This window comes from Pedobacter sp. UYP30 (assembly GCF_040547165.1).
In the GTDB taxonomy this organism is placed as follows: Bacteria; Bacteroidota; Bacteroidia; order Sphingobacteriales; family Sphingobacteriaceae; genus Pedobacter.
Map to the genome: position 1 here is coordinate 101,527 of NZ_JBEPPD010000013.1, position 24,504 is coordinate 126,030.

Annotated in this window: 26 protein-coding genes; 16 read left to right on the forward strand and 10 right to left on the reverse strand. The window is 37.5% G+C overall.

Annotated features, from left to right (window positions below):
* The first annotated feature begins 53 nt into the window (after positions 1–53).
* From ABIB40_RS14560 to clpB, 4 genes are all read left to right on the forward strand, one after another.
* The gene (locus ABIB40_RS14560; RefSeq protein ID WP_354360109.1) at positions 54–626 is read left to right on the forward strand and encodes a Crp/Fnr family transcriptional regulator; all 573 of its coding nucleotides are present in this window, start codon (positions 54–56) and stop codon (positions 624–626) included.
* A 150-nt stretch (positions 627–776) separates the two neighbouring features.
* A complete protein-coding gene (locus ABIB40_RS14565; RefSeq protein ID WP_354360110.1) occupies positions 777–1,304 on the forward strand; it encodes a GlcG/HbpS family heme-binding protein in 528 nt (175 codons plus the stop codon).
* A 24-nt stretch (positions 1,305–1,328) separates the two neighbouring features.
* Positions 1,329–1,736 (forward strand): hydroxyisourate hydrolase, encoded by a 408-nt coding sequence (gene uraH, locus ABIB40_RS14570; RefSeq protein ID WP_354360111.1) that lies wholly within the window; start codon positions 1,329–1,331, stop codon positions 1,734–1,736.
* 322 nt (positions 1,737–2,058) lie between these two features.
* A complete protein-coding gene (gene clpB / locus ABIB40_RS14575; protein WP_354360112.1) occupies positions 2,059–4,662 on the forward strand; it encodes an ATP-dependent chaperone ClpB in 2,604 nt (867 codons plus the stop codon).
* 70 nt (positions 4,663–4,732) lie between these two features.
* Here clpB and ABIB40_RS14580 read toward each other — a convergent pair whose 3' ends face one another.
* Positions 4,733–5,449, reverse strand: a complete 717-nt coding sequence (locus tag ABIB40_RS14580) for a TylF/MycF/NovP-related O-methyltransferase (protein WP_354360113.1) — start codon at positions 5,447–5,449, stop codon at positions 4,733–4,735.
* Between the two features lie 190 nt (positions 5,450–5,639).
* On the opposite strand from ABIB40_RS14580, the gene ABIB40_RS14585 reads away from it, so the two are divergent.
* From ABIB40_RS14585 to ABIB40_RS14605, 5 genes are all read left to right on the forward strand, one after another.
* Positions 5,640–6,047: a cupin domain-containing protein gene (locus ABIB40_RS14585; RefSeq protein ID WP_354360114.1), complete on the forward strand. Its 408-nt coding sequence runs from the start codon at positions 5,640–5,642 to the stop codon at positions 6,045–6,047.
* Positions 6,048–6,056: 9 nt separating this feature from the next.
* Positions 6,057–6,833, forward strand: a complete 777-nt coding sequence (locus tag ABIB40_RS14590; RefSeq protein ID WP_354360115.1) for a class I SAM-dependent methyltransferase — start codon at positions 6,057–6,059, stop codon at positions 6,831–6,833.
* A gap of 167 nt (positions 6,834–7,000) precedes the next feature.
* A complete protein-coding gene (locus ABIB40_RS14595) occupies positions 7,001–7,651 on the forward strand; it encodes a hypothetical protein (RefSeq protein WP_354360116.1) in 651 nt (216 codons plus the stop codon).
* Between the two features lie 99 nt (positions 7,652–7,750).
* Positions 7,751–8,629 (forward strand): polysaccharide deacetylase family protein, encoded by an 879-nt coding sequence (locus ABIB40_RS14600; RefSeq protein WP_354360117.1) that lies wholly within the window; start codon positions 7,751–7,753, stop codon positions 8,627–8,629.
* Positions 8,630–8,793: 164 nt separating this feature from the next.
* Positions 8,794–9,960 (forward strand): RsiV family protein, encoded by a 1,167-nt coding sequence (locus tag ABIB40_RS14605; protein WP_354360118.1) that lies wholly within the window; start codon positions 8,794–8,796, stop codon positions 9,958–9,960.
* A gap of 30 nt (positions 9,961–9,990) precedes the next feature.
* Here ABIB40_RS14605 and ABIB40_RS14610 read toward each other — a convergent pair whose 3' ends face one another.
* The 6 genes from ABIB40_RS14610 to ABIB40_RS14635 form a co-directional block, all read right to left on the reverse strand.
* Positions 9,991–10,452, reverse strand: coding sequence for a 3-oxoacyl-ACP synthase (locus tag ABIB40_RS14610; protein ID WP_354360119.1), 462 nt, complete (start codon positions 10,450–10,452; stop codon positions 9,991–9,993).
* Positions 10,453–10,481: 29 nt separating this feature from the next.
* A complete protein-coding gene (locus ABIB40_RS14615; protein ID WP_354360120.1) occupies positions 10,482–11,063 on the reverse strand; it encodes a HEAT-like fold family protein in 582 nt (193 codons plus the stop codon).
* A gap of 18 nt (positions 11,064–11,081) precedes the next feature.
* Positions 11,082–11,597, reverse strand: a complete 516-nt coding sequence (locus ABIB40_RS14620) for a GNAT family N-acetyltransferase (RefSeq protein WP_354360121.1) — start codon at positions 11,595–11,597, stop codon at positions 11,082–11,084.
* A 227-nt stretch (positions 11,598–11,824) separates the two neighbouring features.
* The gene (locus ABIB40_RS14625) at positions 11,825–12,199 is read right to left on the reverse strand and encodes a hypothetical protein (protein WP_354360122.1); all 375 of its coding nucleotides are present in this window, start codon (positions 12,197–12,199) and stop codon (positions 11,825–11,827) included.
* 68 nt (positions 12,200–12,267) lie between these two features.
* A complete protein-coding gene (locus tag ABIB40_RS14630) occupies positions 12,268–12,498 on the reverse strand; it encodes a type II toxin-antitoxin system HicA family toxin (protein WP_354360123.1) in 231 nt (76 codons plus the stop codon).
* Between the two features lie 5 nt (positions 12,499–12,503).
* The gene (locus ABIB40_RS14635; protein WP_354360124.1) at positions 12,504–12,887 is read right to left on the reverse strand and encodes a hypothetical protein; all 384 of its coding nucleotides are present in this window, start codon (positions 12,885–12,887) and stop codon (positions 12,504–12,506) included.
* Positions 12,888–13,557: 670 nt separating this feature from the next.
* Here ABIB40_RS14635 and ABIB40_RS14640 point away from each other — a divergent pair.
* The 5 genes from ABIB40_RS14640 (at position 13,558) to ABIB40_RS14660 (ending at position 18,834) form a co-directional block, all read left to right on the forward strand.
* Positions 13,558–15,180 (forward strand): ABC-F family ATP-binding cassette domain-containing protein, encoded by a 1,623-nt coding sequence (locus tag ABIB40_RS14640; protein WP_354360125.1) that lies wholly within the window; start codon positions 13,558–13,560, stop codon positions 15,178–15,180.
* A 226-nt stretch (positions 15,181–15,406) separates the two neighbouring features.
* Positions 15,407–16,108: a DUF4397 domain-containing protein gene (locus ABIB40_RS14645; protein ID WP_354360126.1), complete on the forward strand. Its 702-nt coding sequence runs from the start codon at positions 15,407–15,409 to the stop codon at positions 16,106–16,108.
* Positions 16,109–16,219: 111 nt separating this feature from the next.
* The gene (locus ABIB40_RS14650) at positions 16,220–16,804 is read left to right on the forward strand and encodes an RNA polymerase sigma factor (protein WP_354360127.1); all 585 of its coding nucleotides are present in this window, start codon (positions 16,220–16,222) and stop codon (positions 16,802–16,804) included.
* Positions 16,797–17,996 (forward strand): hypothetical protein, encoded by a 1,200-nt coding sequence (locus tag ABIB40_RS14655; RefSeq protein ID WP_354360128.1) that lies wholly within the window; start codon positions 16,797–16,799, stop codon positions 17,994–17,996. The genes ABIB40_RS14650 and ABIB40_RS14655 overlap by 8 nt, the downstream gene beginning before the upstream one ends.
* A 106-nt stretch (positions 17,997–18,102) precedes the next feature.
* Positions 18,103–18,834: a DUF1223 domain-containing protein gene (locus ABIB40_RS14660; protein WP_354360129.1), complete on the forward strand. Its 732-nt coding sequence runs from the start codon at positions 18,103–18,105 to the stop codon at positions 18,832–18,834.
* A 157-nt stretch (positions 18,835–18,991) separates the two neighbouring features.
* On the opposite strand, the gene ABIB40_RS14665 is transcribed toward ABIB40_RS14660, so the two are convergent.
* Positions 18,992–19,498 (reverse strand): FKBP-type peptidyl-prolyl cis-trans isomerase, encoded by a 507-nt coding sequence (locus tag ABIB40_RS14665; protein WP_354360130.1) that lies wholly within the window; start codon positions 19,496–19,498, stop codon positions 18,992–18,994.
* A 10-nt stretch (positions 19,499–19,508) separates the two neighbouring features.
* Positions 19,509–21,521 carry a thioredoxin domain-containing protein gene (locus ABIB40_RS14670; protein WP_354360131.1) on the reverse strand — a complete coding sequence of 671 codons (2,013 nt, stop codon included), beginning with the start codon at positions 21,519–21,521 and terminating at the stop codon, positions 19,509–19,511.
* Positions 21,522–21,683: 162 nt separating this feature from the next.
* On the opposite strand from ABIB40_RS14670, the gene ABIB40_RS14675 reads away from it, so the two are divergent.
* Positions 21,684–22,781: a mandelate racemase/muconate lactonizing enzyme family protein gene (locus ABIB40_RS14675; protein WP_354360132.1), complete on the forward strand. Its 1,098-nt coding sequence runs from the start codon at positions 21,684–21,686 to the stop codon at positions 22,779–22,781.
* Between the two features lie 635 nt (positions 22,782–23,416).
* Positions 23,417–23,947, forward strand: a complete 531-nt coding sequence (locus tag ABIB40_RS14680; protein ID WP_354360133.1) for a hypothetical protein — start codon at positions 23,417–23,419, stop codon at positions 23,945–23,947.
* Positions 23,948–24,264: 317 nt separating this feature from the next.
* Here ABIB40_RS14680 and ABIB40_RS14685 read toward each other — a convergent pair.
* Positions 24,265–24,504 (reverse strand): DUF8188 family protein (locus tag ABIB40_RS14685; RefSeq protein WP_354360134.1); only part of this gene is annotated, 240 nt, incomplete at its 5' end.

A 24,504-nucleotide genomic window follows, 5' to 3' on the forward strand; every position in this document is an offset into this window, starting at 1 on the left:
TGCTGCTTTTTTTGTCTAACGCATGAAATTAATCATTCAAGGGATAAAATTAAATGTTTGCCACACTAACCAAGTTTTTAGATAGTAAAGCTTCATTTAGCAAAGACCAGTTAGAAGAAATCTGCAGTTTTTTTAGTCAAATTAAAACGAAAAGAAACCAAATTCTACTAGGTTTTGAAGATGTCTGTAAATACTATTACTTTATCAATAAAGGTTGTGTTCGTCTTTACACCTTTACTGCAGATGGAAACGAAAGCTCTAGATACTTTGCTTTCGAAGGCAATTTTGTAACTGCTTTACCAAGCTTTATAGATCAACAACCGGCAGAAGAATTTTTACAGACTATTATCTCCTCTGAACTTTTATCTATTAGAAGGGAAGATTTTTATCGCTTGGTCAAAACACTTCCGGCTTTTGCCAAAATTTACACTGAAATCTTAGAACTTGGATTTATAGTTGCGCAAAAAAGAATCTACGGCTTTCAAGGATTTGATGCTTTGGAAAAAGTAAAATGGATCATCAAACATCAACCAAAACTTCTAATCAGCGTCTCTAATAGAATGGCTGCTTCTTACCTCGGCATTGCTCCTGCCACGTTAAGTAGGGTAAAGGCGAAGCTCAATTAGTAGCGAGTAGCTAGAATCGAGTATCAAGATGTTCCAGACAAACAACTAACCACCAAACCAACCAAAAAACTAGCTATCCGCTACTCAAAACGTTGACATACATCAACATTTTTCATGATGTTGAACCGTAAATTTGTTAAAAATAAAAGCATGAAAACATTAGCATTAATACTTACTCTAATATCATCTGCCGCTTTCGCACAAGTCAAAACCGAATCGGAAACAACTCAGGCTGCAACTAAAGCGTACGTTAAATCTGTAAATACTTTGACAACAAAAGCAGCCTTCGAACTTGCAAAACGCGCAACCGAAAAGGCAACGAGTATGGATAAGGTTGTTTCTATCGCAGTATTAGATGCGTCTGGTACTACATTATTATTGGTTCGCGGAGAAAATGTAGGCCCGCACAACACAGAAGCATCGCGCAGAAAAGCATATACTGCTCTTTCTACAAAAACACCAACCCTTATGCTATTACGCAACGTGCAAAAAAGCAAAGACACCGAAAACCTAAACACATTGCCCGAATTATTGTTGATGAGCGGCGGAATACCAATTTTTTATAAAGGTGAGGTAATTGGCAGTATAGGAATATCTGGAGGTGGAAGCGCAGAAAACGACGACCTCATTGCAAAGGCAGTAGCCATACCAGAACTTGGATTAACAACAGCAAAATAACTTTAAAATTTAAAAAACACAATTATGAAAAATTTAGCATTCACTTTTTTAATCGCAATGTTTGCCTCCGTAGCATTCGCACAAAAACCACAATATCAATTGTCGAGTCATATTTTGGATATTACCAAAGGCATGCCGGCAGCTGGAGTAAACATCAAGCTTGAAAAATATACCGAACAAAATAAAACTTGGAGTTTCGTAGCTGAAAAGATAACTGATAAAGCAGGAAGAATTCCAGATTTTCTACCTTCTGATAAATCGAACTTAGGAATTTACAGACTTACCTATTTTACAGCTCCGTACTTTAAAAAGAATCACGAAGAAAGTTTTTATCCATTTATAGAAGTAGTATTCCAAATTAAAGACGGGCAGCATTATCATGTGCCAATTACTTTATCTGCTTTTGGATATTCTACTTATAGAGGAAACTAAATAGGGAAATATTCCCAGTAGCACAACCATTAAAATATGGACGTTAAACAATTGAATGTCCATTTTTTTTGTTTTCAAACGTTGGCACGAAAGCGCTAACCCTAATGCATAAAAATTTTCACGATAATCAAACTATATCGCGCTTTTCAAACCTATATTAAAATCAGACAAATTTTCATGCAAAAAACTAATTATCAGCAACTTATTCAGGTTTTTTATAATTTACCCGACAAAATTTCCGAAATCTAAATCAAATTCTTGGTGGCACTTGTTTTGATTACAAAGCAAGTATAGAAACTTAAAATAATTTTACCACAAGAACATGAACTTTAACAACTTTACTATAAAAGCGCAAGAGGCAGTTCAAAAAGCTTCAGAGATTGCGCAGGCCAATCAGCAGCAGGCCATTGAACCGGCACACCTTTTAAAAGGTTTACTTACGGTAGATGAAAATGTGGTTTCGTATGTGCTGAAAAAACTAAACGTAAACCTAAATGTTCTCAACAATAATTTAGATGCAGAAATAGCAAAATTCCCTAAAGTTAGCGGAAGCAACATTTACATGTCTAGCAATACCAATGCGGTTTTGCAAAAAGCAAGTTCGTATTTAAAAGAATTTAAAGACGATTTCGTATCTGTAGAGCATTTGCTATTGGCCATTTTATCTGTTAACGACAATACTTCAAAGCTTTTAAAAGAACAAGGCGCTACAGAGAAAGACCTCAAAAAAGCAATTGCAGAGTTGCGTGGAGATAACAAGGTAACAGATCAAAATGCAGAAGCTACTTACCAAGCCTTAAGTAAATACGCTCGAAACCTCAATGAGTATGCGGAAAGCGGGAAATTGGATCCTGTAATCGGGCGAGACGAGGAAATTAGAAGGGTGATCCAAATTTTATCTCGACGCACAAAAAACAACCCAATTTTAATTGGCGAACCAGGTGTTGGTAAAACGGCCATCGCAGAAGGCATCGCGTTTAGGATTATAAAGGGTGATGTTCCTGAAAATTTAAAAAGCAAAATCGTTTATTCTTTAGATATGGGTTCTCTCATCGCGGGAGCAAAATATAAAGGCGAGTTTGAAGAACGGTTGAAAGCAGTTGTGAAAGAAGTTTCTCAAAGCGACGGAGAAATCGTTTTATTTATCGATGAAATTCACACCTTGGTTGGAGCTGGCGGCGGCGAAGGCGCCATGGATGCTGCAAATATTTTAAAACCGGCCTTGGCTCGTGGCGAACTTAGGGCAATTGGTGCCACAACGTTAGATGAATATCAAAAATATTTGGAAAAAGATAAGGCTTTGGAGCGACGTTTTCAAAAAGTAATGGTCGAAGAGCCAGATACCCAAGATGCCATTTCCATTCTACGTGGCTTAAAAGAGCGTTATGAAACGCACCACAAGGTAAGGATTAAGGACGAAGCAATCATCGCCGCTGTAGAAATGAGCCAGCGGTATATTTCAGATCGGTTTTTACCAGACAAGGCCATAGATTTAATGGATGAAGCAGCTTCTAAATTACGCATGGAAATGGACAGCGTACCAGAGAATGTAGATGCGCTTGATAGAGAAATTATGCGTTTGGAAATAGAACGCGAAGCCATAAAACGAGAGAAAGACGAAAAGAAGGTAAAAGATTTATCTGAAGACATAGCAAATTTATCTGCAGAACGTGATGAATTAAAAGCCAAATGGCAGAGCGAAAAAAACTTGGTAGACAACATGAATACTCAATTAGAGCAGATTGAGCATTTCAAATTAGAAGCCGAGCAGGCGGAACGCGCGGGAGATTATGGCAAAGTAGCCGAAATAAGATATGGCAAAATTAAAGAAGCACAAGATAAAGCTGCGCAATTAAAAGTAGCGCTAGAAAAACAGCAAAGCGACGGCAGCCGGATGCTTAAAGAAGAAGTTACCGCTGATGATATTGCTGGAGTAGTTGGCCGTTGGACCGGTATCCCGGTAAATAAACTGATAGAAAGTGAGCGCGTTAAATTACTGAATTTAGAAGACGAACTCCATAAAAGAGTTGCAGGCCAAGATGAAGCGATAGAAGCCATTTCTGATGCCATCCGCCGATCTAGGGCTGGTTTACAAGACAAGAAAAAACCAATTGGTTCCTTTATTTTTTTAGGAACAACTGGTGTAGGTAAAACAGAGCTTGCAAAAGCGTTGGCAGAGTTTTTATTTAACGACGAAAACGCCCTGACAAGAATAGACATGAGCGAATACCAAGAAAGACATGCGGTTTCTCGTTTGATTGGAGCGCCTCCAGGATATGTAGGCTACGATGAAGGCGGACAACTTACCGAAGCGGTACGACGGAGACCTTACTCGGTAATTTTGTTAGATGAAATAGAAAAAGCACACCCAGATGTTTTTAACATTTTATTGCAAGTGTTAGATGATGGCCGACTAACCGATAATAAAGGCAGAACGGTAAACTTTAAGAACACCATAATTGTAATGACCTCGAACATCGGCGCGAACATGATTCAGGATAATTTTAAAAATTTGACCGACGAAAACCGAGACGAGGTAATTGCTAAAACAAAAAGCGAGCTTTTTGAGGTATTGAAACAAACCATCCGTCCTGAGTTTTTAAATAGAATTGACGAGCTGATTATGTTTACCCCACTAAACCGCACAGAGATTAGAGCTATTGTAGACTTACAATTTAAACACGTGCAAGATACCTTAGCAGAAATGGGTATAGAAATGGATGCAAGTGCAGAGGCTTTAGATTGGTTGGGAGAACTTGGTTACGATCCACAATTCGGTGCTCGTCCGTTAAAAAGAGTTATCCAAAAACGAATTTTAAACGAATTGTCTAAAGAAATTTTGGCAGGAAAAATAAACAAAGACAGCAAGATCAAATTAGATATGTTTGATCATAACTTCGTCTTTATGAATTTGACGGAGCAGTAAAAAATATAGAAACATAAAAAAGGCGCAGATTTGTTCTGCGCCTTTTTTTTAAATACAACAGTTTCTTGCGTTAGGTTTTTCTAAAAAAACCGTGGCAATGGTCTTTAGCATATAAAGAAATAATATATTCGGGCTTATCTTTTAAAAACACATCACAGGCAAGTTTAACGCCGGGGTTAACACTTAGTCCAGGGTCACCATCTTCATCATTATGATAATCCATAAGCATACAAATTGCACCTTTGCTTAATTTTGGATAAATATTTTCCAAACAGTAAATCATGACGTCTCGATGCGCAATGGTATCGCCACCGAAGCCGCAATCTATATGCACAAAAGCTAGCTTGCCTGATAATTGCGTTGGCAACGTCTCATTAAAATAACCTTTATGCAAAACTGGAGGCCTTAGCTTTGCCAACTTAAAGTTGTTTAAAAGTTCTTCCTCCACATTACCTGTAAAAGCAAATTTTGTCTCGAAACTATCGTACAGATGCAATTTTTTTAACGATTGGGTTTGTTCGATAACTTTTTCAAAGAGCATAGCACATTGCCCCGTAAAACAACCTAATTCGGCAACATCTCCCTCTATCTCATTTGAGATTACAGAATCTAATAAAAGACAGTAGTTCATCCGCTGCTCCACAGAATTCATATCGACCATACCATCTGGCAAACGCTCTAACTTATATCCATACCCAAGCTTTTTAATCACCCAATTGATGTAGTTAGCAAGGCGAGATTTTCTGGGTTTGGCAAAAGGCGATTGAGTAATGAAGAAATTATTCATTTTTACTTTTTAAATTGAAACAACAACTCCTTAAAAGTAAAGAAAATATAGTTCATCATTCAAAAAAACTAACTGGCAACTCCGATTCTGTTTAAAAATCGAAAAAATACTTAAACTTGATTAGTTAAATATAAGTACCAAACATTATTTCTAAGTAGAAACTGCACAACAAAGTCATATCCCTTTAAATATGATCAAAATCATTTTCGTTAGATTAAACATTATTTACATTGACAACATCAGAAATAATAAAAACATGAAGACAGCATCGATTTTAAAAGAATTAAATTTTAACGAAACAAAACCTGCTATTTCGGTTATGATGGAAACCGACTTTACCAAAGAAATAAGGATACTTTTTAGAAAAGACCAGTTGATGAAAGAGCATAAAGCGCCTTTGCCAATTGTGGTAGAAATTGTAGATGGAGAGATAGACTTTGGCGTAAATGGAGAAAGTTTCCATTTAAAAAAAGGCGAACTTATTTCCTTAGAGGCCAACATGCCACATAACCTAACCGCACTTTCAGAAAGTATTGTGAGGTTAACGCTATCTAAGGGCGATCACGCCAGCAGAGTAAAAGAGGTAACAACTAGCTAAATTAACGAAATGGAAAATCATAAAATTGATAAAATTCCTGGTTATGAATTATTTGCCAGCATTGGCAAGAAAGTATTGCGACCCGGCGGCGTTGAGTTAACGCGCCGTTTAATCAACGGACTAAATGTTAACAGCTTGGATGCTGTTGTAGAATTTGCACCAGGTTTGGGCAAAACAGCAAAACTGGCGTTAACACATGCGCCAGCATCTTACATTGGCGTAGAATTAGATGAACAATCTGTCGCACTTTTGAGAAAAAAATTAACGGGCAACAATATCAAAATTATTAGCGGAAACTCTGCAAAAACAGGCTTGGCAGACAGCTCTGTAACTAAAGCCTATGGAGAGGCAATGCTTACCATGCAAGCCGACCATAGAAAAGCAGAGATTATACTAGAGGCACATAGAATTTTAAAGCAGGGCGGTTTGTACGGCATCCACGAACTTGCGCTTTCTCCAGTAACTATATCAGACAGCGCGAAAGCCGAAATACAACGCGCCTTAGCAAAAGTGATGAACGTAAATGCAAGGCCGCTTACCATTACAGAATGGAATGAACTGTTAGATGCAAATGGTTTTAAAGTATTGAAAACCGAAATCTGCCCGATGAAACTACTTAGCCCTCGACGAATAATTGCCGACGAAGGTTTTTTTAGGGCTTTGAAAATTGCCCTAAACATAATTTTAAGTCCAAAAAAGCGCAAACGCATACGTGCGATAAAAAAAGTGTTTGAAAAATATGGCGAAAATTTAATTGCTGTGGCGATTATTTCAGAGAAAAAGTAGTTAACATACGGAGCAAACACAGCTATCTATAAACCAATTAATTACAGTTGGATTACTTAGAATAGACGTTTTTGTGTTGTGGCGATTTTGATGGAAACCTAAGAATTTTTTTGTTTTAATTCTAGCAAAAAAAACCTAATTTTAGTCCACACACAAATACACACAACATGAAATCTATTCTACTATCGGCGGCACTGCTGTGCGCCCTCGGTTTAGGCTGTTATGCCCAAACTGAAAAAGGCAATTCTATGGTTGGCGGAAGCTTTAGTTATTCTAGTGACAAGCTCCAATCTTATGGTAGACGAACCAATAATTTTTATCTAGCGCCGCGCTATGGCTATTTTTTAAAAAACAATCTTGCAATTGGATTAGAATTGCCTTTTAATTTATCGCGATTAAATTTTAAAAGCTACCAGACCTACAATAACGAAACGGGTTATTTTGAAAACAACTCAGCGCCAAAGGAGTTAAGCATCGGATTTTCGCCATTTCTAAGAAAATATTTTATCACGCAATCAAAAATCGGCTTTTTTGCACAGGCTAACCTTTTAATGTTGGTAAATTCCTTTAATGTAATTGAGGACGGTTACCTGCTTAGAACTGATGTACAAGTGAAAGGATTGGGCGCAAATTTAAGTGCGGGTCTTTCTTTAAATGTTTCAGCAAATACCAAAATAGAATTCAGCCTACCATTTGCAAGCTTTTTCCACCAGTCTTACTATGATGAGCATTCGGAATATAATTACGACAAGAAAAACAACTTCAATGTATTCCCAAATATTTTAACGCCCACACTTGGCGTAAATGTATATTTTTAACAATCGACTTATGTTTCCACATAAAAAGCACAAACGTTGATAAATTACTGCATAAATTATTTTTCGATTTCATAGTTTTGCGACAAACAATTCATTATCATGAAAATTAAAATTCCATCACTTTTTTTTATCGCAGCAATTCTATGTGCAAGTTGCCAGTCTAAATCTCAGCAAAAAGAAAAAGAAGGCTCAGAAAAATCAGATACCACAACCGTTGTCGATAACAATCCCACAGAAAAAATAGATGTCTCTAAAATTAAAAAAGCAGATGCAGCAACCATTTTGGCGCGCAAGCAGGTGCCAGTTCTTTGCTATCACCAAGTACGCAATTGGATAGAGCGAGACGGCAAAGTGGGTAAAGACTACATTGTGCCCATCCAAAATTTTAAGGATCAAATGAAAATGTTGGCAGATAGCGGTTACCATACCATTTTACCCGATCAACTTTATGCGTATTTAAATACTGGCGCTAAACTACCAAGTAAACCTATTATGCTTACGTTTGATGACACCGATGAAGATCAGTTTACAATAGTTCGTCCCACTTTAAAAAAACATGGGTATAAGGCGGTTTATTTCATCATGACGGTTTCTATCGGCAGAAAAGGGAAATTTGTAAATTATATGAGCTCAGAACAAATTAAACAACTTTCTGACGAAGGAAATATCATCGGCAGCCATACCTATGACCATAAAAACTTTAAGAAATACACTGGCAAAGATTGGGAAGAACAATTGGATAAACCAACAAAAAAGCTAGAAGATATTACCGGTAAAACTATGACGGAATTTGCTTATCCTTATGGGCTTTGGAACTCGGAAGGTTTTCCGGAATTGAAAAAACGTGGATTTAGAATGGCTTTTCAGCTCAGCACAAAAATGGATCAAAAAGACCCACTTTTAACCATTCGCAGAATAATTGCGAGTGGGTATTGGAGCCCTAAAACGTTGAGCAACAGCATTAAAAATAGTTTTTAATTCCCTCTTTAGTAAAAAGTTGCACGAAGTATTTTTTTAAAGATAGCGCTAGTTTTTGATAAAACTAGCGCTATTTATTTTAACGGTAAAACGATTGATAAAACCAATTTTGCAAACAAACGTTAGAGTTTCTGTATTTTAATATAAATCAACAACTTTGTACAATGAAAAATAGCATCATCGCCAGCATTGCAATGGCAACTTTATTTGCTTGTAACAATCCAAAAAGCAGCAAAACTGAGACAGAAAATAATGCGAGCATGGATACCGCAAAAACAACTACAGTGCTTCCAACAACGTTTTACAAAAGACTAGAAGGAACTATTGCAGGCAAAGCCATAATTATGAACTTGCAGCGCACAAATGAAGGTTTTTCTGGGGGATATTATTATAACGGCCCTTGGTTAGATTTAGCAAGCTATGCCAAAGCAACTAAAGACAGTGTTTATTTAAACGAGCGAAATTTATATTCCTCTTACTTTGGTCTAGATTCAAAATATCCTAAATTAACTATGGGCTGGAATGGCAACGGTTTCAACGGTACTTGGATTAGTGGCGATAGCACAAAAAGATATCCCATAAAATTACAAGAAAAATATCCAGAAGGATCTTATAAATTTAGTACTGGCATGTACAATGATTCAATTGCCGCAATTCCAAAAAATCCAAAATCGCCCATGGCGCAAATTGATTTTACTTATTTGAAACCCGAAGGCAATACCGATAATATCAAATGGCTTGATGCAAAACTTAAAAAACTTTCGGGCATTAAAGAAACAAGCACCGGCCGACAAGCAGGCTTTGAAAATTTAAGTGCCGATTATTTTAAAAACTACACAAGTGAAGTAAAAACACTAGGCAAAAAAACCGACATTACAACTTTAAATTATCTTAATTACTATAGAAATAATTATCAATCCATCGCTTTTAACAATAACGATTATATTATTGTCGAATCGCTAAATGGGGAATACGCCGGTGGCGCACATGGCAATTATGCTACTTTAATGGCATGTTTAGATGTAAAAAACAAAAAGGAACTTAAATTGAGTGATGTAGTAAAAATCGACTCTAACACATTCCAAAAAATAGTAGAGAAAAATTTTAGAAAGTTATACAACATCAAGCCTAATGGCGATTTAAAATCTGTACTTTTCGATAATTTTATCAAACCAAATAACAACTTCTATTTTAACCAATTTGGTTTGGCTTTTATGTACAACCCGTACGAGGTTGCAAGTTACGCTCAAGGACAAGTGGCGGTGTTTATTCCTTTTGCAGAGTTAACGCAGTACTTAAACCCAGAATTTAAGACGAGAATGGGGCTTTAACCCTACCTTTTTTGGCAGACGTTGTGAGGCTCAAAAAATTTCTTGTATTAAAAATTTGTTGCCATTAAAAACGAACTCCTCTTTTTTGGTCTTCCCAATTAACATTCTCCCTATCGGCGATGCCTGAGAAACCGCAATATATTTATCAGTGTCTACCGTTAGTTCGCCCGCGCTAATGCTGAGGTAAAAATTACCTCTCGAAGTAAAAACCAAGCTGCCATTTTGAACAGATGATGAGACGCTTGTGCGCTCTATCTGCTGCAATGCCATCTTTTGCATGCCCGCTTCATAAAGCAACTTGTTGTTTCTGTCCATTTCTTGCTGCATCATTTCGCGCGTCGTTTCATATTTATCGCCCGCGCTGCTCTTCGTATCATCGTTAGATGCCTGCCTAGCTTGTGCCAGCGAATGCTCGATGTTCTCTATACGTTTTTGTATAAACGCCAAACACAGCTTATGGAGTTGAAACTTGAGGGTAGAAGAATTAATCATAATCTAAATGAATTTGCAAGATGCGCAAACTATTCAAATTTTCTGTTCTCTCCAGTTAATTGCTTCCTAATTTTCTTTACCCGAGCAAAAAAACCAACACTTTCTTTTGCCACCAGAAAATCCATCGTTTCTAGCAATTCGGTTTTTATCCAAATATGTGTTGTGCTTAAATTTGCCAAAATATCTAAGCAGAATGCTTTTGTTGCCACTGGTGTAGCTTCATCAATAAGCCGCCTAAAAACGGCCGAAATAATAGCATCCAAATTATATTCAGCCAATAATTCTGCAACCTCAATGCTTGCGCTTTTATTGGTCATAGATGTTAGCATCTTTACGTAGTGCCGCAAGGCAGACAAATTGGTCTGATCACAAAACCGATCTAAAAAATAACGGGTGTAGGACAAAAATCTCTCTTGATGATTTGAATAAATGTTTTCTAAAATCCAAGCCGCCCGAAAGCCAATTTTCTTATCTCGATCAAGCGTCAAATCGATTAAATCTTTTACCCGAAAATCTTTACCGGCGAGCGCCGCAAGTTGCCGCACCTTCTTTTTCTGCAATGTTTGCCTTATGGCCTCTAAAAGTATAGCTCCGCTTTGATTAGACATCATAACCTCGAGGTTGTTTCTTTATAACGCCATTGTTTCTTCTGCGCAATTTCTTTGCAGCACCATATTAAGGGCACTCCATATTTTCCCATTAACGCTAGCTTCGCCAATTTTGCTATGGTTTATTTTAAAACCCACTTTTTCGTAACATTTAATCGCGCCCTTATTCCAGTCAAACACATTCAAATCGACCTCATAAATTTTCGGATCCCGAAACACAAGTTCGACCATACAACGCACTATTTCTTCTCCAAGTCCTTTCCCTCTAAGCTCGCTTTTGCCAATAATAATTCTCGACAACCTAGCATTCCCGTGCTCAAAGTTTAGTTCGCAATGGCCAATTGTTTGCCCTGTCGACTTTAACACAACCTTTAGCACAGTTCTATTGCCCATTTTAATATAATTTGTTAGTTGGCCATCAGTTAGCGGATAACTAAATATTTTACCCGCAAACTGAAACAACTCTTCTTCACTCCCCACCCAACTTTTCAGCGTCTCAAAATCGAGTTCGGTAAAGGCTTTTAAATCAATCCTCATTCTTTTATAAATATTTTTTAAAAAAAGATTTGGGCGTGCCCCAAGCTGCGCAAGGGTCGGGTCATCCGCTACAAGTCCTCGCTTCCCGAATCAAAATCGGGACAGGACGTTCCTCGCTGTGGGCTTTTCGCTTCTACCCCTCACGCAAGAATACTAAAACCACAAATTTATCGATTTTGACTACTTTGATACAACACATTTATACTTTAGATAAGTCTTCTTCGTGTTTATTTAATTAGAATCGGTATTGCAAAAATTATTGCTCCCAATAAAAACACAATTGTCAGAATGTGTATTTTATAGTTGTTCACTCTAAAAAAAACAAACTGCTGAAAGGTTCTGATCAACCAAAATAACGAAGTGGCGCCCAATAAAAAATTACCAAGTTTAGTGCTCAACAACTCCGTTGGAAACACAAAACACATAAATGCGGTAAAAAAGAAATAGAATATAATCTGAATATTCAGAATCTGCATAATCCCCTGGTTGGCGAAATTTAATTTTTTCAACGCTACCTTCCAGTTAAATATTTTCCAGAAACCAAGGTGAAACAAAGCCAACGCCAGACTATAAACTCCACAAATATAAATTATCGTTATCATTTGGTGTTATAAAAAGTTTCTTTAAACCTAGACAAAACCTGGGCCTTAGGTCTTGCTAATCTTACTTGCTAAATCCAATCTAAGAAATCCTTCTTCGAGAGTCCAAGTGTTCTCAACCCATTCTTAATAATAAATTCTGGAACTGGATCAATATGGTTTTGAATGGTAATCGGCCTCAATAAATCGTTTCTTGTCCAATGTTCATGTCCTCCACATGTTCTGGTGCATACACAACCTTTATCTGTCAAAAAATCTCGATATAATTTTAGGGGAATATTTCTAAGATGAGCGCCAGCCATAAACGCTAAAGTGAAAATTCAACTTTCTCTCGGGAAACTTTATAGTTCTTATTATTAACAATATCGCTGTACAGCGCATTCGAATTGACTAAATCTGAATCCTTGGGGGGACTAAATTTTAGGTTTTCTTTTGAGCCTTTTATCGACCATCCAAGATCTTTAAGCACCTTATCAAAGGTATTTTTATCAATCGTGTATCTAAAAAATTCTTCTATAACTATAGCAAAAGAACTTTTTGCTTCATCTTCGGTTTTGCCGTAGCCGCTCAAATCTAATGCGGGAGAATATACAATGTTAACATCGTCCTCAACAAATTCTATCAAAGACAACCCAACATGGAATTTTCCGTTGCTAACGCCCGAAGGTGCTTTTAAGTGTAAATCTGACATACAATCCTTCTTATACCCAAAATTAAGTAAATTATTCGAGTATTGTAGTTTGACCTTATCTTTAAATATTATACAATCGTTCTTTGATTTCATTGTCCATAAACGAGCTGCCTGTGTGTATTTAGTGTTTTCCTAAAATAGGGGTTTTTGATTGCCCTTTCTTCCAATAACTCTATTGGCCTTTTCAGCACATCTTGTAGGTAAAACTTAAAATCGAAGTAATTGTCGGCATAATCTTCCAATGGAACTTGAGAAAATCTATAATTATGTCAATATCCCTCTAATTGTTATATTTATCTGTTAAAATCGATTCAAAATCACATAGACTTTTTACCTTGTCTATTTTACAAAGCGCTGCGATTGCAGGTTGAAACGCCTTAATTTTTTCCATTTTACCAAATATAACAAAAAGCAATAACCTGTCGCGCATATATACAACCTTCAGAACCACCCCCCCTTTCAAACATAAACCCGATGGAAACGGCAGCCTGCGAGGCACGAGCGGCTATAGTGTACAGCGGGGCTGCTGCAACCTAAAAGCACAGAACCCTTCGTTTTCAAAATAATTAGCGGAAAGCGCAAAGCCGAAAGCTAAAAGCAAAACACATCTAAACCCTAGCTTTTTACCCTCGGCCTTTTTGCGTACCTTTGCAGCTTATTTTTTAAATGCATGATTTCAGTTTCAAATTTATCTTTACAATACGGCAAACGGGTTCTTTTTTCGGAGGTTAACCTTAAATTTAACCAAGGCAATTGCTATGGCGTTATTGGGGCCAACGGTTCTGGAAAATCTACATTCCTTAAAATTTTATCGGGCGAGGTGACTCAAACTACTGGTTCGGTGGCTTTTACGCCTGGAGAGCGTATGGCTGTTTTAAAGCAAAACCATTACGAGTTTGACGAATTCACGGTACTTGAAACCGTAATGATGGGCCATAAAGAGCTTTATGCCATTATGAAAGAGAAAGATGCCATTTATATGAAGGAAGATTTCTCTGAAAAAGATGGCATACGTGCAGGAGAGCTAGAGAATATTTTTGCCGAAATGGACGGCTGGAACATGGAAAGCAACGCTGCAACTATGTTAAGCAATTTGGGGATAACAGAGCAGAACCATGGCAAATTGCTACAAGAGCTAGATAATACTCAAAAAGTTAGGGTGTTGTTGGCACAAGCGCTTTTTGGCAATCCAGATATTTTGCTTTTAGATGAGCCGACCAACGATTTGGACATCGAAACGATTGCTTGGCTAGAAAATTTCTTGGCCGATTATCAAAACATTGTTTTAGTTGTAAGTCATGATAGGCACTTTTTAGATGCGGTTTGTACCCACATTGTGGATATAGATTTTAGCAAAATGAACATCTACTCTGGAAATTACACTTTCTGGTACGAAAGCAGCCAGCTTGCACTGAAACAGCGTAGCGATCAAAACAAAAAACAAGAAGATAAAGTTAAGGAACTTCAAGAATTTATTAGAAGGTTTAGTGCAAATGCTTCGAAATCTAAGCAGGCAACCTCGCGTAAAAAAGCCTTGGATAAGATTGATATTTCTGAGATTAAGGCTTCGAGCAGAAAATACCCAGCCATTATTTTTAACAATACAGGTAGAGATGCCGGAGACCAGATTTTACAGATAGAGAAATTAAGTAAAAGCAATGCCGATGGTGTGTTGTTTAAAGATGTTTCTTTTATGGTAAACAAAGGAGATAAAGTTGCCGTTCTTTCTCAAAATAGTTTGGCAACGGCTGCTTTTTATGATGTATTGAACGACCGCGATACCGATTTTAAAGGTTCCTTTAAATGGGGCGTAACCATTAGCACGGCTGATATTCCGAATGACAATAGCGAATATTTCACACGTAAAGATGAGAATTTGGTTGATTGGTTGCGGGAATATTCTGGCACAGATGCTGATGAACAATTTGTACGTAGCTTTTTAGGCCGTATGTTGTTCTCTGGCGAGGAGGTTTTAAAGAGTGTAAAAGTACTTTCGGGAGGAGAAAAAATGCGTTGCATGTTTTCTAGGATGATGTTGCAACAGGCTAACTTTTTAATGTTTGATGAGCCGACCAATCACTTGGACTTAGAATCTATCGAAGCATTAAACAACGGAATGAAAGATTTTAAGGGAACGGTTTTGTTTACCTCCCGAGATCATCAACTTACCGAAACGGTAGCAAATAGAATTATAGAGATTACGCCAAAAGGCACCATAGATAAATTGATGACGTACGATGAATACATCAATAGTGACGAGGTGGAAAAACTGAGAGAAGAGATGTACGCGTAAAAGCTGGAAGCTAAAAGAGCAAGGAACAAAGAGCAAAGACCTGGTGCATAAAAAGCCTCAATCTTAACCTCAGCCTCAACCTCAACCTCAAAAATAATCCCCAAAATCTTTAAGATTTTGGGGATTATTTTTTTTAACTGTAGCGTTTTGCATGAAGTACTCGTTTAAGAACAAAAAACGTTAATGGCCGTTAACAAAACATCTTTTTAAACATTAATAGAAAAACATGACAACTCATTCTAAAAAACTTAACATTACCGCAAAACTTTTTTGCGCACTATTTGCACTTACGATTATTCTTGCCGCTTGTGCCAAAAGCGACCCCACTCCGCCAATTGAAGCCGCTGGTATAGGATTTATTCATGCCTCGCCAGGTACCGGCGCTTTAGATTTCGTGGTAGACGGCCAAAAGGTAAATAGTTTTACCTACACCCAAGATTTTGGTTATTACACCGCTTACCCTGGCACTAGGCTAATTGGCGTGGCAAAAAAGGACTCTACCACGTACCTAGCCAAAGATACCGTAAATTTAAAGCCTGGCACTTTTTACTCATTTTTTGTAGTTGATACTTTAAAATCTACCAAAATTTTAGCGCTAGAAGATGATTTGACAGCGCCTGCAGCTGATAAGGCAAAAATTCGTTTTGTTAACCTAAGCCCAGGTTCTCCGGCTTTAGATTTATCGATAGCAAACGCAGATACGGCATTGGTTAAAAACAAGGCATTTAAAGCGTTTTCTAGCTTTGCTCCCATCGCACCAAATGCTAGCTATACTTTCGAAGTAAAACAAACCGGAACATCGAGCGTTAAAGCAACTCTACCAGCGGTAAAAATAGAAGCTGGAAAAATTTACACCATTTGGGCGAAAGGATTGGCTAGCAAAACAGATAGCACCGCATTTGGTCTTTCTATTATGCCAAACAAATAAGATTTTTACTACCTATAAGAACACCGACGCCACTCTAATTGGGAGTGGCGTTATTTCTGTATTTTTGTATGTGCCAATGATTTTAAATACTTACAACAGGTTTTTTACGGGGTGATAAAAAAAATACTCAGTTTTGAGGCGATTTTAAAAGGCTGTGTAAAAAACGACGATAGCTGTAAAGAAATGATGTACAAATCATTTTATGGGTATTTAATGGGCATAACTTTAAGGTACACAAAAAATACTTTTGACAGCGAGGAACTGGTAAACGACAGTTTTATCAAAATCTTTAGAAATCTGGCTGCCTTTCGGCACCCAGAAAACGCAGAAGAACTGCAGCAGTCTTTTAAAGGTTGGATAGGACAAATTGCATCTCGCACGGCGATAGATAGATTGCGAACATCTAAGGGACATTTATATGTAGATGAGTTGGCAGAAGAAGCGCATCCGTCAATACAGGTTTCAACGGCATCTCAACTTCACGTAAAAGACATTTTAAACCTATTAAACTATTTGCCCGAAACGCATCGGCTAGTTTTTAACCTGTACGAAATTGAAGGGTTTTCTCATGAGGAAATCTCTAAAATGTTGAATATCCCTGTAAGTTCTAGCAGGGTATTTCTTACCAGGGCAAAAAATAAATTGCGTACACTATACACGGATACCATGAGCAATTCTTACGGAAAAAATGGATAAAGAATTCATCGAACAAATCAAATCGCAATTAAAAGGCCACGAGGAAGCTTATACTCCTGGTGCTTGGGAGCGATTTGCCGAAAAAGACCGTAAGCGGAGAGGATTTGCGTATTGGCCGCTATGGACGGCTGCAGCTGTGCTGTTGGTTTTTCTAGGTCTGTTATTTAGGGCTAACCAAACTGGCAAAAAAACTGAAATAGCCCTTTCTAAACCAAATATAGATACCGTAAGCTTAAATAAAAAACCGTTAAATGCGCAGTTAAATATTTCTAAACCAAATAGAAATGGGATTTCTAGCGCACTCAAGGCTACTGAAAGTGCCAATGCTTCAAACCTCAACAACCGTTCAACTATTCCTGTACAGACCACTTTAGGGCAAGAGAAAATTTTTCAGAACGCTTTAAACTCAAAAACCACCGTTACTTTGAGTAACAACCACGCCACGATACAAGCAACCAACGTAACTGGAACAAATCCACAAGAAAAGCAAGAGGCGACGCCAGCGCACCCACTTACTTTTGAGGACTTATTGGCACAAGATAGCAAGACTAAGCCTACAAAAACCATAGACAAAAGCATAAAAAATTCGAAATGGGAATCTGGCATTTATGTAGCACCAGCCATGGGCAACGATAGTAAAGTTAACCTAAATTACGGCTTCTCTCTTTCTTATGCGGTTGCCAATAAATTATCTATTAGCTCTGGAGTTTCTTATGCTTCTTTAAGCAGCAGCGAAACGCTAAGCAACTCTTCCCCTCAAGCGTTGTCTGGAAAAAACTTAGGTGCAATAACGGCTAAAGTAAGCGGCATTAACATACCGCTGGAACTCAGGTATAAAATATCAGACAGGCTATATACTGGCGTTGGCGTATCTGCCTTGGCTGTTTTAAATAATTCGCAAAACAACACTTACCTTAGCAACAATGTTCAATCTTTTGCTAGCCCATCATCAGCTCAAACTGCAGATATAAAATACATTGTGCAAGAGAAAACGGTAGAACCACAACCTCCCGCAAGCGTAGCGCCCGATAACTACATTGGTTTCTATAATTTTTCTGTAGGGTATAGACAGAAAATCTCCAAAAAGAACAACATTTCTATTGAACCATTTTTACAATTGCCGATGAAGACTTTTTCGAAAGAAAACTTAAATCTTACCAATGGCGGAGTGAGGCTAAAGTTTGATTTTTAAATCTATCAAGGTATGTTATTTGAATATCAAAAAAAAAGTCAGAACGCGTTATAAGAAACCAGCTGAAGTAGTTTTTCCGTACATTGTTTTATACAAGCTTTGTACCATGATAAGAAAATTCACTTTTTTAGCATTGATGATTTTGCCATTTTTAGGTTGTACCCAAACCAAATCTCAAACCGATAAAAATGAAGTTTCGCCAATGGTTATAGAGCTTTTTACTTCAGAGGGTTGTTCTAGTTGTCCGCCAGCAGATGATTTGGTGGCAAAAATTCAAAAAGAATATCAAGACAAACCGGTTTATATCCTCTCTTACCATGTAGATTATTGGGATAGATTGGGATGGAAAGACACTTTTAGCAATGCAGCTTTTTCTAAACGCCAATACAAATATGCAACTTGGTTAAAAAACAGCTCGGTTTATACACCACAAATTGTGGTAAACGGTTTCTCTCAATTTGTGGGTTCTAATGCAGCCAAGCTAAGAAGCGAGCTGGCAAAAAAAAGTATTTTAAATGAGCACATTATAAAGCTAACGGTAAATAAGCAAGGCGAAGACAAATTGGCGGTAGATTTTTCCCTCACCGCGAATGATAAAAACAATAAATTAAATTTGGCTTTGGTAGAAGACAATGCCACAACAGATGTAAAGCGTGGCGAAAATAGCAATCGTACCCTGCATCACGTAGATATTGTGCGAGAATTAAAAACCATAAATGCTGCTAAAAATGGCTCGGTTGTTTTTAATTTGCCATCAAATTTATCTAAAAATTATCATGTAGTTGCCTTTTTGCAAAATAGCCAAACGGGGAAAATTACTGCAGCTGCTGGAAATTAGATTTTTTTTGGATTAAAGAGCACCGTTTTTCGTTTAGTCGTTGGTCGCTTGTTGCCTTTCTTTCGTTCAACCTTAGCCTTGGCCTCAACCTCATAAAAAAGAAAAGCGCCAAAATCTTAAAGATTTTGGCGCTTCTTGTAACGGTAAAACTATTTTTTTAATGTCCTGCTTGTCCATCAGCACCATGCGCATGTCCGTGAGTCAACTCATCTTTGGTTGCTTCGCGTACACTCAATATTTTTCCTTCAAACATTAAATTTTTTCCAGCCATTGGGTGGTTCAAATCTACTGCCACGGTATCTTCATGCACTGCTGTTACACCTGCGCGAAACTGATTGTCGTTGTTATCTTGCAAAGGAATTACATCGCCTACTGCAGGCAATTCTCCACCAGCATCGGTAAACATAGATTTCGGCAAATCTGCAAACGCTCCTGGATCAAGCTCTCCATAACCGTCGGCTGCAGATAGCTCAAAGCTATAGTCATCGCCAGTTTTCATCCCAGTTAATTGTTCTTCAAATTTTGGCAACATCATACCCACTCCGTATAAAAACACCAATGGATTTTCCTCGTCTGCTTTTTCTACAAAAACGGTTTTTCCCTCCTCGTTGGTGGTATGTAAATCGTACGTTAATGATACTACTGTGTTTTCTGAAATGTTCATGCTATTCTTTTTAATGTAAATGATTTAATGCATCAGCTACCGCAGAAACCGGCAACTGGCATATTCTATTTTTGCAAATATAGGCTTTTGTTTCTAAGCCTTGTTTTCCCTCTAACAAAGGCAGTGTGCTTTTTGTTCCGCCTAACATAATTTTGTTGGGAATATAGTGTTTGCTGAACTCCTTTTTTAACCTTTCAAACTCTTCGCCCACAATGGCAATCTCGTTAATGCCATAAACTTTGTTTAACAGCGCAATGGCCCAATTGGAATAGCCAGAACCATAAGATTTCATACTTGGCTGCACCGATTTTAGCATCTCATCTGCTTTTGTGGTGTAAATTTCAGCGTCGAAAAGCAATCCAAGCAACATCAAATTATTGGCCATAACAGAGTTGGAAGCCGGAATTACGTTATCCATTACTTCGTGTTTTCTGGCAATGAGTTTTTCACTTTGGTTTGATGTGTAAAAAAACATCGGCGAGTCGACATCAGTAAAATGCATTATAACGAAATCAGTCATTTTTTTAGCCTCGTTCAACCATTTTTCATCAAAATCAAATTGATAAAGCGCAATCAATGCTTCAATTAGAAAAGCGTAATCATCTAAAAAACCACCTATTGATGCCTTTGCATTTTTATAGTTTCTAAATAAACTGGCATCCTCAGCGCTCAAATTAATCAATATAAACTCAGTAGTAATTTTGGCTTTCTCGTAATAACTACGGTCATCTAAAATCGAAGCAGCATCTACTAATGCCTTTATCATCATGGCATTCCAAGCGGTTAAGCATTTATCATCTAAACCCGGCCTAACGCGCTTACTTCGCTTAGCCAACAGTTTAGCATTTGCAGATGATATTTTCTCAGCCAAATTTTCTTGATCGATGGTATGTTTCTTAACAAAAACATCATCAGCTACTGTTCGTCGCAAAATATTGCTGCGCTCTTCTTCCCAATTCCCACTGTCGGTTACATCATAATAATCGCCTATCAGGTCTGCATCGACATCCAAAATTTCATCAAACTCGCTTTTATCCCAAACATAAAACTTCCCTTCTAGACCTTCGCTGTCTGCATCTAATGCAGAAAAGAACAATCCTTCAGCAGAAGTCATCTCGTTAAAAACCCATTGAATCGATGCTTCGGCCACCTGTTTAAAACTTTCGTTTTTACTAGATTGATAGGCTTCTAAATAAAGTGATATAAGTTGCGCATTGTCATACAACATCTTTTCAAAATGCGGCACGTGCCATTTATCATCTACCGAGTAACGTGCAAAACCTCCGGCAATTTGATCGTAAATACCTCCCTTTGCCATTTCCTCTAAAGTAAACAGCACCGCGGTATAGCAAGCGTCGTCTTTAGCCAGCACGGCATACCTCAACAAAAAAAGCCAGTTGTTTGGCAAGGGAAATTTAGGCGCCCGGTTGTAGCCACCAAAACCCATGTCGAACTGCCTTTTCCAAGGCTCTACAATCTCTGTTAATTGTGCTGTAGAAAAAAGACTATCGCCTGTGTTCGTAACAATTTTTTCGCTTTCGCGGATGCCTGCCGTAAGTCTATCTGCATATTGCAACGCTTTTGCCGGCTCATTTGCCCAAAGATTAGCCACATTAGTTAACACATTTACCCAATCTGGTGTTCTAAAATACGTGCCACCATAAACAGGCCGTTGATCGGGCAAACAAATACAGTTTAAAGGCCAGCCTCCACTACCCGTCATCAATTGTACGGCAAACATATAAATTTGATCAATGTCGGGGCGCTCTTCTCTATCTACCTTTATGCAAACGAAATTTTCGTTCATCACTTTTGCCACTTCTTCATTCTCGAAACTTTCGTGTTCCATTACGTGGCACCAATGGCAAGCCGAATAGCCAATGCTTACCAAAATAAGTTTATTTTCTGCTTTTGCATAGTTAAGCGCTTCGCTTCCCCACTCCTGCCAATGCACCGGATTATGGGCGTGTTGAAGCAAATATGGCGAGGAAGCATGTATTAATTTATTGGATATTTTTTCCATAATGGTAAAGTTAAAAGTATTACCGCAGAAAGTTTAAGTAAAATCTTAGATTTGAGGCTATAAGTCGGGAGGTCGGAAAGTCAGAAGTCAGAAGTAGATAGAAAATTGGCGAAACATATCTTGATACTTGATACTTGATACTAAATATTTGATACTAAAGAAATGAAAATAACCCATACCGAAATATACAGATTCAGCATACCAGTAGAACCTTTTGTACTTGCGACTGGCACCATGCATTTTGCACAAAATGTGCTTATTAGAATTTATGCGGATAACGGCTTGTATGGAATTGGCGAATGTTCTGCTTTTCCGATGATTGTTGGCGAAACGCAAGATACCTGTATTGTAATGGCTAAAGAGTTTGCGAAACTGCTAATCGGCAAAGATCCGTTAGAAATACCAGATCGTATGAACGATTTGCTTGGCTTTGCCAACTATAACCCAACCATAAAAAGCGCATTCGATATGGCGCTGTTTGACCTTGCCGCTAAAAATGCCGGCCAACCACTTTATCAATTTTTGGGCGGCAGTAAAAGAACCATCGAAACTGACATGACCATTGGTATCGGTACGCCTGAAAGCATGGCCAAAGCTGCAAAAAAGTGGGTTAAAAAGGGTTGTAGAAACATTAAAATTAAACTTGGCAAAGGCATAGCCGAGGATATAGAACGGGTAAAACAAATTAGAACTGCAGTGGGCGATGAAGTAAATTTGCGTTTAGATGCCAATCAGGGCTGGAGTTTTGATGATGCCTTGTTTATACTTGGCGAACTTGCACCCTATAATATTCAGTTTTGCGAACAACCCATGCGTACTTGGTACGATGATAAGCTACCAGAACTGCATTTAAATACGCCCATTCCACTAATGGCCGATGAAAGTTGTTACAACCATCACGATGCGCGGAAACTGATTAATAGTCAATCGACCACTTTTTTAAACATCAAATTCTCTAAATCGGGTGGCATATTAGAAGCTCAAAAAATACACGAAGAAGCCTTGAAAAAAGGAATGAAATGTATGATTGGTGGCATGTTAGAAAGCAGAATTGCAGTTACGGCCGCGCTGCATTTTGCATTGGCTAGTCCAAATGTAGTTTTCTTCGACTTAGATTCTTGCTTGCTTGGCCATTTGCTAGACCCGGTAATTGGCGGCGCAACTTACAACGGCTTCTTTTTAGAAGCACCAGAAACGCCTGGTATTGGTGCCGATGCCGATGAGTTTTTCTTAGAAAAATGCGAGAGTTGGACGGTTTGAAGAGAAGCTGAAAGACTAAAGCGGAAAGCTGAAAGTCTGAGGTCCGAAGTCATGGGTCAGAAGCCTAAGCGGTCAGCATGTCTCATATCTCAATTCTCCAATCTCATGTCTCACATCGCATTTCTCACATCGCATATCTAAATACTAACTAATAATATCTAAATACTCCTGATATTCGTAATTGTGAACAGCAAAAAGCTACCATCACGTTTATTTAATTTCAATCAGAAGAGAAACGCAAAATTCTATAAAGACTTGAAAAAGTTTTTGGAAATTAAAAAATAGCGAGCTTGTTGTATGAGAGACAACAAAATTGTTAAAGTCAAACTGTAATAATCAGTCAAAAGAGTCGTTACCGCAGGGCTGCATTTTGCACTAGCTATTCTGAAAGACTAGAAAAAGCCTAGGAAAGATTAATAGAATTTAAGAGCGTAAATGAATAACGAATTAGTTTTAATTGTCTCAGAAAAACCACCGTTTTATGATAGACAATAGAAGTGTGGGTCGATTCCGCGTGAACTTCTTAGATAAGTTGTTGCTTTTCTTCAGAGATATTTTCCATGTTGATAGATGTTTTTTTTTGAAAGTCATTATATTATATGTATTTTGGATTGTCTTAACTAAACCTGATGGCTATGCGCTCAAATTCAAAATTACTTACCTTAATATTTGTTTCTTTTCTACCTGCAGTTGGATTTTCGCAAATTAAGAAAGACAGTATAGAAGTGAAATACTCACAGCTACTGCCAAAAAAAGCTAATTTACCATCCTATTTTCTAAATGGCGTATTACTCGACCTTAAAAATCCAGTCTTTAGTTCAGAACAGATTGCATCGATAGACATTAAAAATGAAACCCCTTCCGGAGAAATATATATTACAACAAAAAATGATAGGCAAATAACGTTTTTGACACCTTTAGAGATTAAAAATAAGTATGCAAAGCGTGCTTCTAGTGCAGCTATTTATTTTGTAGATGGGCAAGTAATAGACGAGTCAACTACAAAAATTGAAGAGGGTTATATACTATCTGTTAACGTAACGTTGCCTGGAGATTTGAAATTGAAAGGTGCAAATCAAAATTTGTCTCTCATTCAAATCAGCACAAGATCAAAAGAAAATCTAGAAAAATTTAATGAAGTGCGAATTAAAGGTTTAGGTAAATAGTTTATAAGCCAATTACTGCAACCTTCCAAAATCGCATCTTTGCATTTCCTGTTGCCATTTCCGAAGAATCTTTCAGTGCCCTAAAAGTAAATGTATTTTAGTCACTTATTTCTGAACATTATCATTATTCCTCGGTTTTTCTGAGAAAGTTCAATTTTGAATTACTACTATTCCACCGTTTTATGATAATAGATTAAACAATTTCTGCATGACGTCCAAAGATCAAGAAACTGATTTTCAAAAAATATCGTGGTTAGCGGCTTTTTGTAAACTGCACGCCGTTATCTCATCTCATCAGAAAAATTAGATCAAAAATCCTATTTCCCAAACCGCTTTTTAAACTCTTCCTTTGTCATCAAATATTGAAGGTATTGGGTAACGTTATATTTATATTCCTCTTCGCTGATATCATAAACTTGATCTCCAAACTTTAGTGGAGTAACCCCCCTAAACTTAAATACCGGAACTGGGTTAATTTTAGACCCGTAATCTGAATTATTAAAATCCTCTTTATTTACAGTAATTACGATATTTTTATTCATCATTTGATCAGGAAG

Bases quoted from the DNA above. Each gene is read 5' to 3' on its own strand.
- ABIB40_RS14560 (WP_354360109.1), top strand. From the start codon at position 54: ATGTTTGCCACACTAACCAAGTTTTTAGATAGTAAAGCTTCATTTAGC.
- ABIB40_RS14565 (WP_354360110.1), top strand. From the start codon at position 777: ATGAAAACATTAGCATTAATACTTACTCTAATATCATCTGCCGCTTTC.
- uraH (WP_354360111.1), top strand. From the start codon at position 1,329: ATGAAAAATTTAGCATTCACTTTTTTAATCGCAATGTTTGCCTCCGTA.
- clpB (WP_354360112.1), top strand. From the start codon at position 2,059: ATGAACTTTAACAACTTTACTATAAAAGCGCAAGAGGCAGTTCAAAAA.
- ABIB40_RS14580 (WP_354360113.1), bottom strand. From the start codon at position 5,449: ATGAATAATTTCTTCATTACTCAATCGCCTTTTGCCAAACCCAGAAAA.
- ABIB40_RS14585 (WP_354360114.1), top strand. From the start codon at position 5,640: ATGATCAAAATCATTTTCGTTAGATTAAACATTATTTACATTGACAAC.
- ABIB40_RS14590 (WP_354360115.1), top strand. From the start codon at position 6,057: ATGGAAAATCATAAAATTGATAAAATTCCTGGTTATGAATTATTTGCC.
- ABIB40_RS14595 (WP_354360116.1), top strand. From the start codon at position 7,001: ATGAAATCTATTCTACTATCGGCGGCACTGCTGTGCGCCCTCGGTTTA.
- ABIB40_RS14600 (WP_354360117.1), top strand. From the start codon at position 7,751: ATGAAAATTAAAATTCCATCACTTTTTTTTATCGCAGCAATTCTATGT.
- ABIB40_RS14605 (WP_354360118.1), top strand. From the start codon at position 8,794: ATGAAAAATAGCATCATCGCCAGCATTGCAATGGCAACTTTATTTGCT.
- ABIB40_RS14610 (WP_354360119.1), bottom strand. From the start codon at position 10,452: ATGATTAATTCTTCTACCCTCAAGTTTCAACTCCATAAGCTGTGTTTG.
- ABIB40_RS14615 (WP_354360120.1), bottom strand. From the start codon at position 11,063: ATGATGTCTAATCAAAGCGGAGCTATACTTTTAGAGGCCATAAGGCAA.
- ABIB40_RS14620 (WP_354360121.1), bottom strand. From the start codon at position 11,597: ATGAGGATTGATTTAAAAGCCTTTACCGAACTCGATTTTGAGACGCTG.
- ABIB40_RS14625 (WP_354360122.1), bottom strand. From the start codon at position 12,199: ATGATAACGATAATTTATATTTGTGGAGTTTATAGTCTGGCGTTGGCT.
- ABIB40_RS14630 (WP_354360123.1), bottom strand. From the start codon at position 12,498: ATGGCTGGCGCTCATCTTAGAAATATTCCCCTAAAATTATATCGAGAT.
- ABIB40_RS14635 (WP_354360124.1), bottom strand. From the start codon at position 12,887: ATGTCAGATTTACACTTAAAAGCACCTTCGGGCGTTAGCAACGGAAAA.
- ABIB40_RS14640 (WP_354360125.1), top strand. From the start codon at position 13,558: ATGATTTCAGTTTCAAATTTATCTTTACAATACGGCAAACGGGTTCTT.
- ABIB40_RS14645 (WP_354360126.1), top strand. From the start codon at position 15,407: ATGACAACTCATTCTAAAAAACTTAACATTACCGCAAAACTTTTTTGC.
- ABIB40_RS14655 (WP_354360128.1), top strand. From the start codon at position 16,797: ATGGATAAAGAATTCATCGAACAAATCAAATCGCAATTAAAAGGCCAC.
- ABIB40_RS14660 (WP_354360129.1), top strand. From the start codon at position 18,103: ATGATAAGAAAATTCACTTTTTTAGCATTGATGATTTTGCCATTTTTA.
- ABIB40_RS14665 (WP_354360130.1), bottom strand. From the start codon at position 19,498: ATGAACATTTCAGAAAACACAGTAGTATCATTAACGTACGATTTACAT.
- ABIB40_RS14670 (WP_354360131.1), bottom strand. From the start codon at position 21,521: ATGGAAAAAATATCCAATAAATTAATACATGCTTCCTCGCCATATTTG.
- ABIB40_RS14675 (WP_354360132.1), top strand. From the start codon at position 21,684: ATGAAAATAACCCATACCGAAATATACAGATTCAGCATACCAGTAGAA.
- ABIB40_RS14680 (WP_354360133.1), top strand. From the start codon at position 23,417: ATGCGCTCAAATTCAAAATTACTTACCTTAATATTTGTTTCTTTTCTA.